We start from the raw sequence: 19,065 nt of genomic DNA, 5'->3' as shown, positions 1-19,065 counted from the left end.
GAATCTCCTCGCATCTTCCAGTTCGTGGTCAGGCCCAACTTCACCATCACGCGGAGCCGCCGACCGGTTCGGCGATCACGTCGTCGATCAGTCTGGCGCACCACTGCAGCAACTCCTGGTCGCGGAGCGGCTGACCGGCGACCAGCCGGGTGGCAGGCCTCGGTACCAGGATCGTACGCAGTTGCGGCTTGACCAGACTCTTCGGGTACAGCCTGTTCAGCCGGAGCACCTTCGAATCGGCCAGCTCGACCGGTCCGAACCGGATCAGATTGCCCTGCAGGGTGACGTCGTGCAGACCGGCCCGGCGGGCGTGGTTGCGGAACTTCGCCACCTCGATCAGGTTCAGCACCGGCTGCGGGATGTCGCCGTACCGGTCGTGCAGCTCCTCGACCAGCTCGGCAATGCCGTCCTCGTCCCGTACGGCGGCGAGCCGCTGGTACATCTCCAGCCGCAGCCGCTGCGAGGGCACGTAGTCGTGCGGCAGGTGCGCGTCGATCGGCAGCTCGATCTTGACCTCGGGCTCCTCGGCCTGAGTGTCACCCCGGTACTCCGCGACTGCCTCGCCGACCAGCCGGACGTAAAGGTCGAACCCGACGTCAGCGATGTGGCCGGACTGCTCGCCGCCGAGCAGGTTGCCGGCGCCGCGGATCTCCAGGTCCTTCATCGCGACCTGCATGCCGGCGCCCAGGTCGGCGTGCTGCGCGATCGTGGCCAGCCGGTCGTGCGCCGTCTCGGTGAGCGGCTTCTCGGGCGGGAAGAAGAAGTACGCGTAGGCGCGCTCGCGACCACGGCCGACCCGGCCACGCAGCTGGTGCAGCTGCGAGAGCCCGAGCAGGTCGGAGCGCTCGACGATCAGCGTGTTCGCGTTGGAGATGTCGATGCCCGACTCGACGATCGTCGTACAGACGATGACGTCGGACTCCTTCTCCCAGAACCCCTGGATGACCTGCTCGAGCTGGTGCTCGGGCATCTGGCCGTGGGCGACCGAGACGCGCGCCTCGGGGACGAGCTGGCGGATCCGGGCGGCCGCCTTCTCGATCGAGTTCACCCGGTTGTGGACGAAGAAGACCTGGCCCTCGCGGAGCAGCTCGCGCCGGATCGCGGCGGTCACCTGGCCCTCTTCGTAGGCGCCGACGAAGGTCAGCACCGGGTGCCGCTCCTCCGGCGGGGTGGCGATCGTGGACATCTCCCGGATGCCGGTGATCGACATCTCCAGCGTGCGCGGGATCGGCGTCGCGGACATCGTCAGCACGTCGACCGCGGTCCGGAGCTGCTTGAGCTGCTCCTTGTGCTCGACACCGAAGCGCTGCTCCTCGTCGACCACGACCAGGCCGAGATCCTTGAACGCCACCTCACCGCCGAGCAGCCGGTGCGTACCGATGACGACATCGACCGAGCCGTCGGCCAGACCATCCAGCGTCCCCTTGGACTCCTTGTCGGTCTGGAACCGCGACAACGGCGCCACGTTCACCGGGAACGCGGCATACCGCTCGGCGAAGGTCGCATAGTGCTGCTGCACGAGCAGCGTGGTCGGCACCAGGATCGCGACCTGCTTACCGTCCTGTACCGCCTTGAAGGCAGCCCGGACGGCGATCTCAGTCTTGCCGTAGCCCACATCGCCGCAGACGATCCGGTCCATCGGGGTGACGCGTTCCATGTCGTGCTTGACGTCGTCGATGGTGGCCAGCTGGTCGGGCGTCTCCACGAACGGGAACGCGTCCTCCAGCTCACGCTGCCACGGGGTGTCCTTGGCGAACGCGTGCCCCTTGGTCGCCTGGCGGGCGGCGTACAGCTTGATCAGCTCGCCGGCGATCTGGCGGACCGCCTTGCGCGCGCGGCCCTTGCGCTTGGCCCAGTCGCCGCCGCCCATCTTGTCCAGCGTGGGCTGCTCGCCGCCGACATACCGGGTGACCTGGTCGAGCTGGTCGGTCGGCACGTACAGGCGGTCGCCCGGTTGCCCGCGCTTGCTCGGCGCGAACTCGATCACGATGTACTCGCGGGTGGCCTTCTGCGCTCCGGTACCGACGGTCCGCTGCAGCATCTCGGCGTACCGGCCGACGCCGTGCTGTTCGTGCACGACGTAGTCGCCCGGGGCGAGCTCCAGCGGGTCGACCGTCTTCTTGCGGCGGCTCGGCATCCGTTGCTGGGAACGCCGTTCGGCCGCGGATCGCTGCCCGGCCAGGTCGTTCTCGGTGAGCACCGCGAACTTGATGCCCTCGGCAATGAACCCGCGATCGAGGGCGCCTTGGGAGATCTGTACCACGCCGGCCGGCGGGATGCCGTCGATGCTGTCGACGGTCCGCGCGGGCAGCTCGGCCTCGGAGAACACCTCGGCCAGCCGCTGGGCCGGACCGTGGCCCTCGGTGACGCAGACGACGCGCCAGCCGTCGCGCAGCCAGCCGCGCACATCCTCAACGGCAGCAGCGGTTTCGCCGCGGTACGGCTCGACCTCGTGCGCCGCGACGATGCGGCTGCGGACCGCGCCGGCATCCGCGTCGATATCGATCGAGACGCGCTCCCCCATCGAGTCGCGCAGCTCCTCGGGGACGTCCGTCGGGGCCGCCGCGAACGGCGACATGCTCCACCAGGCCAGGCCCTTGGCCAGCGCGTGCGACCGGACGTCGGCCAGCGACATGTACGCCGCCGCGCCCAGGTCGATCGGCGCATCGCCACCACCGGCGGCAGCGGCCCAGGACGCCTCCAGGAACTCCTGGCTGGTCGCGACCAGGTCGTGCGCCCGCGCCCGGACCCGCTCGGGGTCGCTGACGACGACGTGGGTGCCGGCCGGCATCAGGTCGACCAGCAACTCCATGTCGTCGACGAGGACGGGCGCCAGCGACTCCATCCCCTCGACCGCGTGTCCTTCGGCGAGCTTCTCGAACAGCTCGGACAGCTCCGGGTGCTCCTTGGCCAGTACTGCGGCCCGCGCGCGCACCTCGTCGGTCAGCAGCAGCTCGCGGCAGGGCGGGGCCCACAGTCCGTGCTGGGCGATCTCGAGCGAGCGCTGGTCGGCGACCGCGAAGTACCGGATCTCCTCCACGTCGTCGCCGAAGAAGTCGACCCGCAGCGGGTGCTCCTCGGTCGGCGGGAAGACGTCGATGATGCCACCGCGGACGGCGAACTCACCGCGCCGCTCGACCAGGTCGACCCGGTTGTACGCCGCTGCCGAGAGTCGCTCGGTGACATCCTCGAGCTCGACCGAGTCGCCGACGTGCAACTGGACCGGCCGGAGATCGGCGAGCCCGGCGACCTGGGGCTGCAACACGGACCGTACGGGGGCGACCAGGATCTTGATCGGGCCGGTGGTCTCGTCCGACGGGTCGGGGTGCGCGAGCCTGCGGAGTACGGCGAGGCGGCGGCCGACGGTGTCGGAGCGCGGGGACAGCCGCTCGTGCGGGAGCGTCTCCCAGGCGGGGTAGTAGGCGACGGTGCCGGACTCGACCAGGCACTGCAGCGCCTCGGTGAGCTCCTCGGCCTCACGGAAAGTGGCCGTCACCGCCAGGATGGGGCGGTCCGCGCCCTGGGCGGCCGCGAGGGCAGCCATCAGCACCGGGCGGATCGGCCCGGGAGCGCTCAGGTCGAGCGTCGTGACACCGTCGTTCTTGGCGTCACGAACGGCCTCGGCCACTACCGGATCGGTGATCAGGGTGTCGACCAGACCGGCCAGTTTCACGAGTTGTCCCTCACTAAGAGTTGAACCGTCCTTGGGTTACTTCTAGGCCATCCGTCATCAGGGACTCGACTGCGTCGGCTGTCCGGTCGACAGCGAACGGGAGGTCCTTGCGTTCGGTTGAGGAGAACTCGTTCAGGACGAAGTCCGCTGGGCTCTGCCGCCCTGGTGGGCGTCCCACCCCGAACCGGACTCGATAGTAGTCGCCGGTGCCAAGGGACTTACGGATCGACTTGAGCCCGTTGTGGCCGTTGTCGCCGCCGCCGAACTTGGCCCGCAGGACGCCGAAGTCGATGTCCAGCTCGTCATGGAGCACGATCAGGCCCTTGAGCTCGATCTTGAAGAATTTCACCAGCCCGGAGACCGGACCGCCGGACTCGTTCATGTACGACCGGGGCTTGGCCAGGATCGTCCGGATACCGCTGATCCTGGCCTCGACCACCTCGGCCTTGGCCTGCTTGTGCTGCTTCCAGTTGCCGCCGGCCCGGGAGACGAGCTCGTCGGCGACCATCTGGCCGACGTTGTGCCGGGTCTTGACATAGGAAGGGCCGGGATTCCCCAGCCCGACGACCAACCACACGTCGTCCGCCACGGATCCCGGCCCCTCCTGTTGAAGCTGTTGTACTGCTACTTGCTACGCCTCGGCGGCGACCGGCTCGTCGCGCACGATGCCGGCCTCGGCATCGGCGGTGGCCATCTCGGCGTCCGCCTGCGCGGCGGTCTGGGCCGCGGTGATGTTGACGATCAGGGTGTCGGGCTCGATCGCCAGCGTCGTACCGGCCGGAAGCTTCAGGTCGGACGCGTGGATCTGCGCGCCGGCGTCCAGGCCCTCGACGGAGACGGTGACGCCGTTGGGGATGTGCGTCGCCTCGGCCTCGACCAGGATGGTCTGGTTCTCGACCACGACCAGGGTCTCGGAGATGGCGTCACCCTCGATGTGCACCTGGATCTCGACCTGGACCTTCTCACCGCGCTTCACGATGACCAGGTCGACGTGCTCGATGGTGTTGCGGATGGGGTCGCGCTGGACCTGCTTCGGCAGCGCGAGCAGGCTCTCCGCGCCCTCGACCTCGATCAGCAGCAGTGCGTTGGCGGTCTTCAGCGCCAGCATGGTGTCGTGACCGGGCAGCGTGATGTGCACCGGGTCCGTGCCGTGGCCGTACAGAACGGCGGGCACCTTGTGGTCCCGACGGATACGGCGGGCAGCACCCTTGCCGAACTCCGTGCGCGACTCGGCTTGGATCTTGACCTCGGCCACGAGATGAACTCCTCAAGTGCGTTGCGGTGGTGTGTTATCGGTGGTCTTGCAAGCTGCTGGCCTCAGCGGGCACGTCTTGACTCCGAAAGGCGTCAGGCAACGAACCACCGCGTCGATCACGGAGCCGCTCCCGACAGGTCACGGGTGAGCGTGGCTGTTTCCGGGGGGCGTCCCTCGCCGAGGCAACCAAAACAGTTTACCCACGACTCCGCCCAGACGGGAAATCCGTTCTGAGGGTGACTTTGAGGTCCGTCGATCGTGACGACTTTCCGGCGTCGTCCGGGGCAGTTTCACCCGAGCTTACTGAAAATGATTGTCGGATCAGTTAAGTTCCTCCCGTGACCGCCACTCACCCTCGCTTCCGTGCTGCCCTCCTCGCCTCTCTGACCGCCGCCGTCGCGTTCTGCGTCGTACTGCTGCCGTTGCGCTCGTATGCCGGGCCGCCGCCGGAGGTGCTGCGGGCGGTCCACACCGACGCCCTGCACACGACGTACGACGGATCGGCGCTGCGGCTGAGCACGCGGATCGGGCTCGGTGAGTACCGCGAGGCGGACCCTGCCGGGCTGATCTTCAACCTCGAGGACAAGGCATCGGCCCGGGTGGAACTCCCCGATCTGCCGGCCTTCGCGTTCCTCGGCAACCCCGGCGACCCGGTCTGGATCGCCCCCGAATCCCAGGACCCCGAGCTGATCTGGCCCGGCTGGGACACCGAAACGATCACCCCGGGCGTCCTCGCCGGTGATGCCGTCGACCTGACCCTGCTCGACTCGTCCGGCCCGGGGAACGTCGAGGTCTTCTTCAACTACGACGAGTTCACCGGCGCGGCCCAACGCCTCTTCAGCGCAGCCGACCCCTCGATCCGGGTCCTCCACCAACCAGTAGGCCGCCACGTCCACGCCAACTGGGCCTTCACCCAGCTAGGCACCTACCACCTCACCTTCCAAGCCACCGCCACCACCACCGCAGGCACCCCCCTCACCACAGGCCCCATCACCTACACCTTCGTAGTCGGCCCCTACACCCCGCCAACCACCCCACCCACGACTCCGCCAACCACTCCCCCTGGCACACCGCCAACAACACCGCCGACCGCGACCCCGACAACCTCACCAACCAGTCCAACCGTCCCACCGACTAACCCCACACCGCCCCCGACTGCCACCAACCCGCCCACCACGCCCCCGGCGCCAACGCACGTCCCGCCACCCCCGCCCCGCACAACCCCCACCCCGAGCGGTCCCCGCTCAACCCCCACCTCACTCGCGAACCCACCCCGCACTTCTTCTGGCGGCGATGCGGATGACAACTCCAGTGATGCCCCGCCGAACAACAACCAGACCGGCAACACCTCGGGCAATCTCCCGCCCTGCATCACGACCAGCACCGCAACCCCGTCGGCGAACCCCGCCAACCCGACCGGCACCTCCACGACCGCACCCGGCTCAACCAACTCGCCGGGCACCACCAACTCCCCCGGCACCACCAACTCACCCAACCCGCCGGGGACCAACAACCCAGCGGCAGTCACCCTCTCGACCGGCCACGCCGACTACGCAGTACGGCTGGGGAACGGGAAGCTGATCTCCCGGGTCAAGGACGGCACCAAACCCGGCGCCCCCGTCTGGCGTGACCCCGCCAAGGTGACCATCCGCCTGACCGCCGCCTCAGCCACCCGCGCCCCTGGCGGCGCGTTCGCCTTCCTCGGCCCCGCCGGCTCCCCCCTCTGGCAGATCCCCCAGACCCAGAAGGACGGCGTCGTCTGGCTCGGCTGGAACACCGAGGAACTGACCGCCAGCCAACTCTCCACCGCCGTCGCCTGGCGCCTGGACCGAGTCACCGGCCCCGGCAATATCGCCGTCTTCGAGTTCGACTCGTTCGGCCAGCCCAAGATCATCTTCAACAGCGGCGACGGCGTCCCCGACACCTACAAGATCCCCCTCGGCACCCACGCCCACGGCAACTGGTCCTTCACCAAGCCAGGCACCTACCGCGCGAGCTTCACCCACACCGCCACCCTCACCACCGGCGCGACTTCCACCACCACCTCCACCCTCACCTTCGTAGTAGCGCCCACCTCCAACGCCCCCGGCGGCGCCCACCCAGCCGCCGCGCACAACACGGACGCCGCAGGACCGGACCGCCCCGACACACCAAGTCGCCCGATCGCCTGGGCTCCCCGCTCAGCCCACGGATCAGACAGCCCGAAAACGCTGGATGGTGTGTGGCGGAGCACCGCCACCACCGACTCAGGCAGCGAGAAGCCGACGCAGGCAGCGAATGTGCTGCTCGCCGCCGCCCCTCTCTCAAGCGCAGCCCAGTCAGGCGCAGCTCTGTCAGGCGCAGCTCTGTCAGGCGCAGCTCAATCAGGCGCAGCCCAGTCAGGCGCGGCGGCAGGTAGTGGCTGCAAGTTGGCTTCGACGGGGGCGGAGATCGGGCCCGCCTGGATCGGCGCGGGGGCGACTCTGGTTGTGATCGGGGTTGTGACGCTGGTTGCTACTCGTCGGCGGCGGGGTGACGCGTGAGGCGCGGAAGGCGGGTGACCGCCGCGGCGGTCGCGCTCGCAGTACTGGCAGCCAGCGGATGTGCAGGAACCTCGACCGGCGCCAGCGGCAAGGTCAACGTCGTCACCACGACCGAGATCTTGGCTGACCTCGTGCAGCAGGTCGGTGGGGATCGCGTGGCTGCCAGCTCTCTCGTGCCGGCCGGCGGGGATCCGCACTCGTACGAGCCGACGCCCGCGGACGCCAAGCGGGTCGCGAAGGCCGACGTCACGTTCACCAATCACCTGTTGCTCGAGCCGCAAGCGTTGATCAAGACGATCGATGCCAACGCCCCCAAGGACACCCCGAACGTCTCGCTCGCCGAGGCGGCCGAGTCGTACGGCGCGCACGTGATCCCGCTCGTCGAGGACATCGGTCTCGACGTGCTCTGGCTCGGACTCCGCGTCCGCGGGTCGGGCAAGGCGCGCGGCGCCACCCGGACGTCGTCCGTCCAGCTCACCGCCACCAAGATCGACGGTCCGGGCAAGCTCATCGCCTACCTCACCGAATCACTCGGCCAGCCCGATATCTACTTCGACTCGGGCCACCCGGCCGACAGTACGACGCTGCCGCCCGCCGCCCACACGCACCTCAACTGGGCCTTCACCAAACCCGGCGTCTACCACCTCACCCTCGAAGGCAAGCTCGATACCGGCACCGGCAAACCCCTGCAACCACTCGGCAAGGGCACCTTCACCTTCGCCGTCGGAGTCGAACCCCACCAGGTCAAACCGGCCGACGGCGGCAAGGCGACCGTTCTCGACGGCGGCCATACCGACCTCACCGTCGACCTCGACACCGGCCAGGTCTACGCGTACTCCGATGCGCAGCGCGTCGGCGCAGCGCAATCCGCAGTACCGGCCGGGCGGGTCGTCGTCGACGTACCGGGCAAGGCGCTCGAGACGGTGCCTGACGATCCGCGGTTCAGCTTTCTCGGCCAGGCGGGAGCGCAGATCCACCAACTCCCGCAAGCGGTGCTCGGCAAGCACGTGCACGGCGAGATCGACCCGCATCTGTGGGAGGACGTCGCCAACGCCAAGGCTTATGTGCAGTTGATGCGCGACACGTTGATCGGCGCGGATCCCGAGGGCAAGCAGACGTACCAGGACAACGCGGCCAAGTACCTGCGCGAACTCGACGAGCTGGACGAGTACGTACGGTCGCAGCTGGCGAAGATCCCGGCCGACCGGCGCCAGCTGATCACCACCCATGACGCGTTCGGCTACCTGGCGTCGGCGTACGGGATGAAGGTGGCGGGCTTCGTCGTACCGAATCCGGCGCAGGAGCCGAGCGTCGACCAGGTGCGCAAGCTGTCCGAGACGATCCGCAACCTGAAGGTGCCGGCCGTCTTCACCGAGCCGAACCTGGCCCAGCGCGCCTCCGTCCTGACCCAGGTCGCCCACGACGCCGGCGTCCGGGTCTGCTCGATCTACGGGGACTCGTTCGACGAGCACGCCCGGTCCTACGTCGCGATGATGCGGCACAACGCCGACGAACTGCTGCTCTGCCTGGGGGAACCGAGATGACACTCCTGCACGCCCTTTTGTTGCCAATGGCAATTGCTCCGGCGGTGGTCGCACCGGCGCCGCCGACAGCCCAGGTGGTGATCGCGGACGGGCATGTCGATCTCGGGCCGCGGTTCGTGGACGGCAAGTGGACGATCCAGTTGCGCGACGACACCGGCGATCCGGTGGTCTGGCGGCCGTTGGAGAACGTCGTCGTCCAGGCGACGGACAAGGCGGAGGTGTCGGTGCCGGCCGATCCCGCCTACTCCTTCCTCGGCACGGCGGGCGCGAAGGTCTGGGTGATCCCGCAGGTGCAGCAGGCCGGCGTCGTCTGGCCGGGCTGGAACACGCAGGACACCGAGGTCGCAACGCGGGTCGACCGCGAGGTGACCTGGTCGCTCAACGGCGTCGACGGCCCTGGCGCCTTCACGCTCTTCCTCAACTCGGACTTCGGCAAGCCGGCGCCGGTCTTCGACAGCCGCAAACCGTTCCCGCAAGAGACCGGTATCGACGTCAACACCCACGTCCACGGCAACTGGACCTTCTCCGCGCCCGGCACCTACCTCCTCGACATCACCATGACCGCCAAACTCACCGACGGCACCACCGTCACCGACCGCCGCCCGCTCCGCCTCCACGCGGGCCCTGGCAACCCCCAAGAAGCCTTCAAATCAACAACCGTCGCGGAAGCAGAGTCGCAGCCCGAGCAGTCGACCAGTACCAGTACCGGGACCAGCTGGCTGTGGCTCGGCGGCGGAGTTGTCCTACTCGTCGTCGTGGCAAGCGTCCTCTTCGTCGTGCGCCGGAAGAAGGCCACCGCATGAGCGTGCTGCAAGTAGAAGGAGTGGCCGTCGAGCTCGGCGGGCGGCTGGTGCTGCACGACGTGGATCTGAAGGTCGACGCCAAAGAACACGTCGGGCTGATCGGGCCCAACGGCGCAGGCAAGACCACCCTCCTCCGATCACTCCTCGGGCTGCTGCCGATCAATGACGGCGTCATCTCGATCGACGGCAGAACACCGCGGGAAGCGCGGGGAAGCATCGGGTATGTGCCGCAGCGGCACGAGTTCGTCTGGGACTACCCGGTTGATGTCCGTACTGCGGCGATGACCGGGCGAACCCATCGGATCGGGTGGCTACGGCGGCCGGGCGTTGCCGACCGGGCAGCTGTGGACGAGGCGCTGGAGCGGGTGGATCTGACCACCCTGCACAAAAGGCCGATCGGGGAACTGTCCGGTGGGCAGCGGCAGCGCGTGCTGGTGGCCAGGGCGCTCGCGCTGCGGCCGAGTCTGCTGTTGCTGGATGAGCCGTTCACCGGGCTCGACGTATCGACGCAGGAGATTCTCACCCGGCTGTTCCGCACCTTGACCAGCGAAGGCACCGCGATCCTGATGACCACGCACGACCTCCCGGCCGCCGCGGACACCTGCAGCCGGCTCTGCCTGCTCAACGAGACCGTCGTCGCCGACGGACCGCCCGAAGAGCTCCGGGATCCAGCCATCTGGTTACGCGCCTTCGGAGTCGCTCGCTCCGAGCAACTGCTGCACAACCTCGGGGTGACCCGATGATCGAGTTCTTCACCGAGCCGTGGCAACACGTGTTCATGCAGCGCGCGTTCCTCGTCGTACTGATGTCCGGCGTCGTCTGCGGCGTGATCGGCAGCCACGTCGCGCTCCGCGGGATGGCATTCATCGGCGACGCGGTGGCGCACGCGGTCTTCCCCGGGATCGCGATCGCCTTCGTCCTGCACACCAGCCTGGTGGTCGGCGGCATCGTCGCAGGGCTGATCACCGCGTTCTCGATAGCGGTCGTCTCGCAGAACCGCCGGCTCAAGGAAGACACCGTGATCGGCGTGTTCTTCGCGGCCGCGTTCGGCCTCGGCATCGTCGTGATGAGCACCGCACCCGGGTACGGCGGATCGCTGGAGTCGTTCCTGTTCGGGTCGGTCCTCGGGATCAGCAACGGTGACGTCGTCACGGTGGCGATCGCCGGCGCCGTCCTGCTGCTGATCAGCGGTGGGCTGCACAAGGAGTTCGTCACCGTCGGCCTCGACCGGGAGACGGCCCGCTCGGTCGGGCTGCCGATCTTCTGGCTGGACATGGCGCTCTACGCGATGGTGACGATCGCGATCGTCATCTCGATCCAGGCGGTCGGCAACATCCTGGTACTGGCGCTGCTGATCACGCCGGCCGCCTGCGCCCGGCTGCTGACGGACCGGATCGGCCGGATGATGCTGATCGCCCCGCTGATCGGCGCCTTCTCCGGGCTGGCCGGGCTCTATCTCTCGTACGCGCTCAACCTCGCCGCCGGCGGGTTGATCGTGCTGACGGCGACCGCCGTCTTCATCGCCTGCTGGGTGTTCGCGCCCCGGCACGGCCTACTCAGCCACCGCCGCAGCTCAGCTGCAGCGGTTGTGAATCCCGTCCATGCACGAAAGGAAAGTCATGCGCATAGTTAACCGCGTTGCGTTGCCCGCCGTGGCAGCACTCGCGTTGTCCGGCCTGGCCCTGCCGGCCGACGCCGCCACCCCGAAGGTGGTGCTCGACCAGGGGCACGTCGACGTCGTCGGCATCGCCTTCGAGGACGGCGCCTTCAACCTGCACATCCACGACGAGGAGCACGGCGTCGAGTATGCGCCCTCCGAGGTCAACCTGGTCGCCAAGCCCGGCTCGGAGATCGCAGTACCCGCCGACCCGCAGTACAGCTTCCTCGGTACTCCGGGCGCCCGCGCCTGGGTGCTGCCCCAGGTACAGGACCCCGACCTGCTCTGGCCCGGGATCGGCGCCGAGGAGATCGAGCCCGGTGTCTTCAAGGACGACGCGTTGAAGGTCGACGTCATCGGCGTCACCGGCCCGGCCGACCTGAGCGTCTTCACCACCGACGCCTTCGGTGCGCCGACCGTACTGGTCGACAGCGGCAACGGGCTGCCGGACCGGATCAACACGTCGGCGGGCGGTCACCTGCACGCCAACTGGGCGTTCGAGGCGGCTGGTACGTACAAGGTGAAGGTCAGGGTGTGCGGAACGCTGGCCGCCACGAACCAGACGGTCTCGGCTATCGCGACCTACACCTTCAAGGTGAACCAGTGAAGGCCCGGGTGCTCACAGGCGCCGCCACGGCCGCGCTGATCACGATGCTCCAGGTACTGCCCGCCCACGCCCTCACCACCATCTCCGCTGGGCATGTCGACGCAGTAGACGTCGACTGGACGGGTTCGGCCCTCACGCTCGACCTGCGCGATGGCACGGTCACGCCGAACGTCGACCGGAACCCGGCGGACGTAGTACTGAATGCTGTATCGGCCAGTAAGACGACAGTGCCGTCGGGGTCGGCGTACTCGTTCCTCGGTACGCCGGGCTCAGCGGTGTGGATCCTGCCGCAGACGCAGGTGAGCAACATCGTCTGGCCGGGCTTCAACACCGAGGGCGTGCCGAGCGGCGCGCTGCAGGGCAACACCCTCAACGTGAAGCTGATCTCGGTCAGCGGACCGGCCCAAGTGAGCGTCTACACCACCAGCTCACTCGGTACCCCGACGGTCTGGTTCGACAGCGGCAACGGCCTGCCGGACACCAGGGCGATCGCCATCAACACCCACGCCCACGCCAACTGGGCCTTCGAAGCATCCGGCACCTACACGGTCGTCTTCGAAGCCACCGGTACTACGGCCGCCGGCGCCGCAGTGACCACCGGCCAGAAGACCTACACCTTCACCGTCCAGCCATAGCTCGACCTTTGAGGGGGTAACCCCTCAAAGGGTGGGTTGCCCCGCGAGCTTCCGACGGGGCAACCCACCGTCTAAGAGGTCAACCCCTCAGACGCCGACCCTCGAGCGATTACGTCGTAGGGTCTTCGCATGAGGATCGTCTCTCTGCTGCCGTCGGCCACCGAGATCTGTTTCGCTCTCGGGGGCGGTGACGACGTGCTCGGGGTGACCTTCGAGTGCGACTACCCGATCGAGGCGCGCGAGCGGCGGATCGTCTCCACCACCAATCTTCCCGAAGGTCTCACCCCGGTCCAGATCGACACCGCCGTGCGCGAGCGAGTCGCCGCGGGTGAGGACCTCTACAAGCTCGACCGCGACGCCCTCCGCGATGTCGCCCCTGACCTCGTCATCACCCAGGACCTCTGCGCCGTCTGCGCGATCGACCTCGACGATGTCGAAGAGGCGCTGTCCTACCTCGGCTGCGAGGCGCAGGTGGTGACCACCGATCCGCACGACCTCGACGAGGTGTTCGACTCGATCGAGCTGATCGGCGACGCCATCGGCCAGCCCGCCGGCCGCTTCGTCGAGGACCTGCGCAAACGCCTGGCGAAGGTCCGGATCCAGGGCAATACGCGAGTGATGCTGCTCGAGTGGACCGACCCGCCGTTCGCCCCCGGCCACTGGATCCCGGAGATGATCGAGTACGCCGGTGGCGTGAGCGTGCTCGGCACGGCCGGCCTCCGCTCGGTACGAACCACCTGGCCCGCGATCGAGGCGGCCCGCCCCGAGGTGATCGTGTCGGCGCCCTGTGGGTTCGACCTGGACGCCGCGAGCGACCTCACGCAGGAGTTGCTCGATAGCGGCACGCTCCCACCCGCAGTACCGGTCTGGGCCGTCGACGCGAACGGCTGTTTCGCGCGACCAGGCCCCCGACTCGTGGACGGCGTCGAAGCCCTGGCCGGCCTGCTGCACAACGGCCCGGTAGACCAGTCGGTGGCCCGCCGCCTCCGCTGAGTGCAGCCTGGTTAGCTGAGTGCGGCCTGGTTAACTGGCGGTATGACTGACGTGCAGGTGGTGCGGGTGTTCACCGATCCGGCCGGGAACTTCGGGAACCAGCTGGGTGTGGTGCTCGACGGTGCAGCCATCCCCGACCACGCCGAGCGGCAGAAATTCGCCGCTGAGCTCGGGTACGCGGAGACGATCTTCTTCGACGATGTCGAGCGGGCGGCGTTCCAGATCTTCACCCCGGCGACTGAGCTGCCGTTCGCCGGTCACCCCGCGGTCGGTGCCGCCTGGGTGCTCAACCGCGAGCTGGGCAAGGCTCCCGACGTACTGCGCGTCGCGGCCGGCGAGGTGACGACCTGGCAGGACGGTGACGACGTCTGGGTCCGCGGCCCGCTCGCCTCCGCGCCGCCGTGGTGGCACGAGAAGCTGGAGTCGGCCGAGGCGGTCGACAAGCTCACCGGCCCGCTCGTACCGGAGCAGGACGCGACCCAGCTCTGGGCCTGGGAAGACGAGGCAGCCGGGATCGTCCGGGTCCGCGTCTTCGGGCGCCGCTTCGGGATCGAGGAGGACGAGGCCTGCGGGTCCGCGTCGATGCGCCTGGCCGCGGCCCTCGGCCGCCGGCTCACCATCAAGCATGGCAACGGCTCGCTCGTCCTCGCCCAACCCGGCCCGCCGTCGTACGCCGAAGTCGGCGGCCGCGTCGTCATCGACTGAGCTTGGTCCACACCTCGCGGAGGGCGCGGGCGGCGTCTCCTTCGAGGCCGGCGGCGTCGAGGGTCTTGGCCAGCTCGTCGAACTCGGGGCCCCAGCGCCAGGCCACGCTTCGCAGGCTTTCCGGGAGTCCGGGATCCTTCAGCGAGCCGGCGTCGGCGCGAACCTGTTGGGCCGTCAGAGCCTCCGTCACTCCATGCTTCTCGGCCAGCTGGAAGGCCAGTACTGCGAGGGCCGCTTTCCCCTTGTTGTAAAGGGCATAGGCAGATTTCGCAGCCGACGCAGCACCTACCTGGTCGCCCACCACCATGGGCGTGACCGCCGTTCCGTCCCACAAGTCGGCCGCCACTGCAGCGGCTGAGCCGGAGAGCATCAGGTGCGTCGGGCTCGACCCACCGGTTGGCGGCGGACCGATCACTCCCGCGTCGACAAAGGTTGCCTCAGGCAAGGCGTCTTGGGCTGCCTGCAGGGACTTGGGTGAGAGCGGGTTGGCCTCGATGTAGATCCCGGCGAACCCCGCCGCCCCCACCTCCCGGGCGATGTCGATCGCGCCCTGCGGCGCGCATGAGCAGACGACGACCTCGGCTGACGCGATCGCGTCAGCGAACGTAGTACCGATCAATCCTGCCACCTCGGCGCGCTCGACCGAGGCCGGGCTGCGACCCTCAGGCGACCAGCGCACTTCGTGGCCTGCGGCAACCAATTGGTGGGCTAGTTGTGAGCCCATCGCGCCGGGGTGGAAGACGGCGATCCGCATCGTGTCAGGCGCGACCGTCGAAGAGCTTGGTCACCGAGCCGTCCTCGAAGACCTCGCGGATGGCTTGGCTGATCAGCGGCGCGATCGTGAGCGTGGTGAGCTTGTCGAACTCGCTCTCCTTGGCGATCGGCAGCGTGTTGGTGACGATCACCTCGCTGGCCTGGCAGTTCTTCAGCCGGTCGACCGCCGGGCCGGACAAGATCGCGTGCGTCGCGGCGATCACCACGCCGGCGGCGCCGTCGGCCATCAGGGCGTCGGCGGCCTTGCAGATGGTGCCGCCGGTGTCGATCATGTCGTCGACCAGGATGCAGACCCGGCCCTTGACCTCACCGACGACGCGGTTGGCAACCGTCTCGTTCGGCCGGTCGATGTCGCGGGTCTTGTGGATGAAGGCCAGCGGCGCGTTGTTCAGCCGGGCCGACCACTGCTCGGCGACCTTGATCCGGCCGGCGTCCGGGGAGACCACGGCCAGCTGCTGATCGCCGTACTTCTCCCGCACGTAGTCGCTCAGGATCGGCAGCGCCATCAGATGGTCCACCGGGCCGTCGAAGAAGCCCTGGATCTGTGAGGTGTGCAGGTCGACGCAGATCAGCCGGTTCGCGCCGGCCGTCTTGAACAGGTCGGCCATCAGCCGGGCCGAGATCGGCTCGCGACCGCGGTGCTTCTTGTCCTGCCGGGCGTAGCCGTAGAACGGCAGCACGACGGTGATCCGCTTGGCCGACGCCCGCTTCAGCGCGTCGATCATGATCAGCTGCTCCATGATCCACTGGTTGATCGGAGCAGTGTGGCTCTGGATCACGAACGCGTCGCTGCCCCGGACCGACTCCTCGTACCGGACGTAGATCTCGCCGTTGGCGAAGTCGTACGCCGAAGTCGGCACCAGACCCGCCCCGAGCTCCTCGGCGACCGACTCCGCCAGGGCGGGGTGCGCCCGTCCTGAGAACACCATCAGGTTCTTCTCGGTGGTCCGTTTCATCCCGCTCATGGCCAAGCCTCCCGTTACGCCTTGTCGCCAGTGTCGCGCTGTGAACCGGTCGGCGCAGCAGCTGAACCAGCACCGGCCGCGCCCAGCGCTTCCTCGGCAGCCTTCGCCGTCTTCGTACCGGCCCGCTTGCGCGCGACCCAGCCCTTGATGTTGCGCTGCCGGCCGCGGGCGACCGCGATCTCGCCCGGGCCGACCGGGGAGTCGATCGCGCTGCCGGCCGCGATGTAGGCGCCGTCACCGATGTCGGCCGGCGCGATCAGTACCGAATTGCTGCCGACGAACGAGTACTTGCCGATCGTGGAGTGGAACTTGTTGACGCCGTCGTAGTTGGCGAAGATCGTGCCGGCGCCGATGTTCGCGCCCTCGCCGATCGTCGCGTCACCGGCGTAGGTGAGGTGCGGGACCTTCGCGCCGTCCGCGATCGCGGCGTTCTTGGTCTCCACGAAGGTGCCGATCTTGCCCTTGACGCCCAGGGTCGTCCCGGGCCGCAGGTAGGCGAACGGGCCGACGGTCGCGTGGGCGCCGATGATCGCGCCAGAGCCGTGGGTGCGGATGATCGACGCGCCCTCGCCGACCTCGATGTCGGTCAGCGTGGTGTCCGGGCCGATCGTGGCGCCGGTGGCGACCTTGGTGGCGCCGTGCAGCTGCGTGTTCGGCAGCAGGGTGACGTCGCGGTCGAGGGTGACGGTGGAGTCGACCCAGGTGGTGTTCGGGTCGACCACGGTGACGCCGGCCCGCATCAGGGTGTCGAGCGTGCGGCGGTTGAGCTCGGCGCGCAGGGTGGCCAGCTGGACACGGTCGTTCACGCCCTCGGTCTGCATCGCGTCCTCGGTGACATACGCGCCGACCCGCTTGCCGTCGCTCTTCGCGATCGCCAGTACGTCGGTCAGGTACAGCTCGCCCTGGGCGTTGTCGGTGGTGATCCGGGTCAGCCCGTCGCGCAGCGTGGCCGCGTCGAACGCGTAGATGCCGGCGTTGATCTCGTCGATCTCGCGCTGCTGCGGCGTCGCGTCCTTGTGCTCGACGATGCCCGCCACGCTGCCGTCGTCACCGGGGATGATCCGGCCGTAGCCGGTCGGGTCCGGCACCCGCGCGGTCAGCACGGTGATCGCGTTGCCGCGCCGCTCGTGCTCGGCGACGAGCTCCTTCAGCGTCTCCGCCTCGAGCAACGGGACGTCACCCGACGTGACGATGACGGTGCCGTCGAAGTCGGCCGGTACTGCGGCGAGGCCCGAGCGGACCGCGTCGCCGGTGCCCAGCTGCTGCTCCTGGACGGCGGTACGGACTCCGGGGTCGATCTCGGCCAGGTGGGCCTCGACGAGCTCACGGCCGGTACCGACCACGACGACGAGGTGTTCCGGGGCCAGCGCACGGGCGGTGACCACAGCGTGACCGACGAGACTGCGCCCGCCGATCTCGTGCAGGACCTTGGGGGTGGCGGATTTCATCCTGGTCCCCTGCCCGGCGGCCATGATGATGACGGAGGCAGGACGGTGGGAGGTCACGCGGTCTTCTCCTCGAGTTCCCGGCGAGTTCGGCTGGGCTGACTTGTCAACGGACACTCGAAACGGTGCCTTCGTCAGACTACTTGCTCAACTCGAGGACCCTCGCACGGACTCCACCAGCCGCGCCTGGGTGAAGCCGGTGTACTCCTGCATCAGACGGTCCCTGGCAGCGTCGTTGTAGCCGCGGCGGGCCACTTGACGGTAGTACTCAGTGACCTGTTTCACTCCGGCCTTGGCGATCAACTGCTCCACGGCCCGCAAGCTGAGGGCATCCCTGGCGCGTTTCGCGCCGGCGCCCCCCACGCTGGCACCCTCCACGCTGGGGTCTGCCACGAAGGCTTCGTCGGCGGGGAGCCGGGTCAGCTGGGTCAGCTCCTGCTTGGTCAGCTCGCGGCGCTTCGCGGCTCGCTCGGCGGCTGGGAGCGCCTGGATCTCGGCGTACTGGGCCATTCCCTCGGCCAGCCACCTGGGGGCGCCGTCGCCGAGTCTGACCGGTAGGAGATGCAGGAGGACGTGGTTCAGCTGGGCCGGAGACATTGTGGTCTGCCGGATCACGACCCAGCCGCCCGCCGGTTGGATCGACCCGATCGCGGGGCTGACCATGGCTCGCACCTGGGCGGGCTCGGCGCCGGGGAGGGTTGGCGGGATCTCGGTCAGTACTTGCGGCTCGCGCAGCGCGACGACATACGGGACGATCTGTAGCTGGCCGGGCCAGGTCTTCCGCACGCGCTTGGCCGCCGCCACCGTCTCGTCCGCGAGACTTCGAGCTTTGGCGAGCTGGCCCTGGTTGACGATGACGACGATGTTGGGTCGTCGGAGCACGGCGATGGGGCCGAAGTCCCAGGGCTGGCGGTTGGAGCCGATCGCCTGGTCGAGGGCGCGGTCAGAGGTCATCCAGAGGCGGCCCTTGCGGAAGGCATAGGTGTAGCCGACGTCCGTTGCCGCCTGGTCGAGCCTGCTGCCGTGCAGGACGTACCGCATGCTGACGCGGAAGGTGCCGGTCTGCCCGCGCAGGTTCTGCCAAGGCTCGGCGCGGCGGTAGGTCACGCTCACCCCGACGGCCCTGAGGTTGAGGAACTGCTGCGTCTGCCTCGCCCTGAGGGCCGGCGCGACATCCTGCAGGAACATCGCGAGGTTGTTGGTCCTGATGGCCACGCCGCGCCGCGCCAGGCTCGCATCGACCGCGTTGGCCAGCGTGGGATCCACATCGCTGGTCGGGCTCGGGCGCATGGTCTGGAGCGTCACACCCCGCGTCGCCTCACTGGTCAACCGCACAGTGCTCGCCGCCGGCGTGATCGCCAGCCACAACGCACCGCCCACCACCAACGCCCCGGCCAACGGCGTCAAAGCCCCTCGCAACCCACGCACCCCCACATCGTCACGCACCGCCTGCGCTCCTACCAACTCTGTCCCGACCGACAGGACAT

16 protein-coding genes are annotated in these 19,065 nt (G+C 68.6%); 9 read left to right on the top strand and 7 right to left on the bottom strand.

Features of this window, described 5'->3' with window-relative positions; all coding sequences use genetic code 11:
- Positions 1 to 46: 46 nt before the first annotated feature.
- From mfd to G3I17_RS09975, 3 genes are read right to left on the bottom strand one after another with little or no spacing between them, the layout of a single operon-like run.
- Entirely contained in the window at positions 47 to 3,673 is a 3,627-nt protein-coding gene (mfd, locus tag G3I17_RS09985) for a transcription-repair coupling factor (protein WP_164595682.1), read from the bottom strand.
- Positions 3,674 to 3,686: 13 nt separating this feature from the next.
- A complete protein-coding gene (gene pth / locus G3I17_RS09980) occupies positions 3,687 to 4,262 on the bottom strand; it encodes an aminoacyl-tRNA hydrolase (RefSeq protein WP_164595681.1) in 576 nt (191 codons plus the stop codon).
- A gap of 42 nt (positions 4,263 to 4,304) precedes the next feature.
- Positions 4,305 to 4,928, bottom strand: coding sequence for a 50S ribosomal protein L25/general stress protein Ctc (locus G3I17_RS09975; RefSeq protein WP_164595680.1), 624 nt, complete (start codon positions 4,926 to 4,928; stop codon positions 4,305 to 4,307).
- 338 nt (positions 4,929 to 5,266) lie between these two features.
- Between G3I17_RS09975 and G3I17_RS09970 the strand changes: the two genes are divergently transcribed.
- The 9 genes from G3I17_RS09970 (at position 5,267) to G3I17_RS09930 (ending at position 14,394) form a co-directional block, all read left to right on the top strand.
- Entirely contained in the window at positions 5,267 to 7,450 is a 2,184-nt protein-coding gene (locus G3I17_RS09970; RefSeq protein ID WP_164595679.1) for a choice-of-anchor M domain-containing protein, read from the top strand.
- Positions 7,451 to 7,464: 14 nt separating this feature from the next.
- Complete coding sequence (locus G3I17_RS09965) at positions 7,465 to 8,994, top strand: anchored repeat ABC transporter, substrate-binding protein (protein ID WP_164595678.1); 1,530 nt, start codon at positions 7,465 to 7,467, stop codon at positions 8,992 to 8,994.
- Between the two features lie 26 nt (positions 8,995 to 9,020).
- Positions 9,021 to 9,797 carry a choice-of-anchor M domain-containing protein gene (locus G3I17_RS09960; RefSeq protein WP_239062387.1) on the top strand — a complete coding sequence of 259 codons (777 nt, stop codon included), beginning with the start codon at positions 9,021 to 9,023 and terminating at the stop codon, positions 9,795 to 9,797.
- A complete protein-coding gene (locus G3I17_RS09955) occupies positions 9,794 to 10,540 on the top strand; it encodes an anchored repeat-type ABC transporter ATP-binding subunit (RefSeq protein ID WP_164595676.1) in 747 nt (248 codons plus the stop codon). Before G3I17_RS09960 ends, G3I17_RS09955 begins: the two co-directional genes overlap by 4 nt.
- Positions 10,537 to 11,430 carry an anchored repeat-type ABC transporter permease subunit gene (locus tag G3I17_RS09950; RefSeq protein ID WP_164595675.1) on the top strand — a complete coding sequence of 298 codons (894 nt, stop codon included), beginning with the start codon at positions 10,537 to 10,539 and terminating at the stop codon, positions 11,428 to 11,430. The genes G3I17_RS09955 and G3I17_RS09950 overlap by 4 nt, the downstream gene beginning before the upstream one ends.
- On the top strand, positions 11,417 to 12,061 hold the full coding sequence (locus G3I17_RS09945) for a choice-of-anchor M domain-containing protein (RefSeq protein WP_164595674.1): 645 nt from the start codon (positions 11,417 to 11,419) through the stop codon (positions 12,059 to 12,061). Before G3I17_RS09950 ends, G3I17_RS09945 begins: the two co-directional genes overlap by 14 nt.
- Positions 12,058 to 12,696: a choice-of-anchor M domain-containing protein gene (locus G3I17_RS09940; RefSeq protein WP_164595673.1), complete on the top strand. Its 639-nt coding sequence runs from the start codon at positions 12,058 to 12,060 to the stop codon at positions 12,694 to 12,696. The genes G3I17_RS09945 and G3I17_RS09940 overlap by 4 nt, the downstream gene beginning before the upstream one ends.
- Before the next feature lie 129 nt (positions 12,697 to 12,825).
- Complete coding sequence (locus tag G3I17_RS09935) at positions 12,826 to 13,689, top strand: cobalamin-binding protein (protein WP_203589990.1); 864 nt, start codon at positions 12,826 to 12,828, stop codon at positions 13,687 to 13,689.
- Between the two features lie 42 nt (positions 13,690 to 13,731).
- Positions 13,732 to 14,394: a PhzF family phenazine biosynthesis protein gene (locus tag G3I17_RS09930; RefSeq protein WP_164595672.1), complete on the top strand. Its 663-nt coding sequence runs from the start codon at positions 13,732 to 13,734 to the stop codon at positions 14,392 to 14,394.
- On the opposite strand, the gene G3I17_RS09925 is transcribed toward G3I17_RS09930, so the two are convergent.
- From G3I17_RS09925 to G3I17_RS09910, 4 genes are all read right to left on the bottom strand, one after another.
- Positions 14,384 to 15,148 carry an NAD(P)-dependent oxidoreductase gene (locus tag G3I17_RS09925; protein WP_164595671.1) on the bottom strand — a complete coding sequence of 255 codons (765 nt, stop codon included), beginning with the start codon at positions 15,146 to 15,148 and terminating at the stop codon, positions 14,384 to 14,386. The two genes, G3I17_RS09930 and G3I17_RS09925, sit on opposite strands and share 11 nt — an antisense overlap.
- A gap of 4 nt (positions 15,149 to 15,152) precedes the next feature.
- A complete protein-coding gene (locus tag G3I17_RS09920) occupies positions 15,153 to 16,133 on the bottom strand; it encodes a ribose-phosphate diphosphokinase (protein WP_164595670.1) in 981 nt (326 codons plus the stop codon).
- Between the two features lie 14 nt (positions 16,134 to 16,147).
- Positions 16,148 to 17,638 (bottom strand): bifunctional UDP-N-acetylglucosamine diphosphorylase/glucosamine-1-phosphate N-acetyltransferase GlmU, encoded by a 1,491-nt coding sequence (gene glmU / locus G3I17_RS09915; protein ID WP_164595669.1) that lies wholly within the window; start codon positions 17,636 to 17,638, stop codon positions 16,148 to 16,150.
- Positions 17,639 to 17,725: 87 nt separating this feature from the next.
- Positions 17,726 to 19,024, bottom strand: coding sequence for a hypothetical protein (locus G3I17_RS09910; protein ID WP_203589989.1), 1,299 nt, complete (start codon positions 19,022 to 19,024; stop codon positions 17,726 to 17,728).
- Positions 19,025 to 19,065: the final 41 nt, after the last annotated feature.

It is taken from the genome of Streptomyces sp. SID13031 (assembly GCF_010548305.1).
Lineage (GTDB): Bacteria > Actinomycetota > Actinomycetes > Propionibacteriales > Kribbellaceae > Kribbella.
This window is presented reverse-complemented; position numbering and strand designations above follow the sequence as displayed.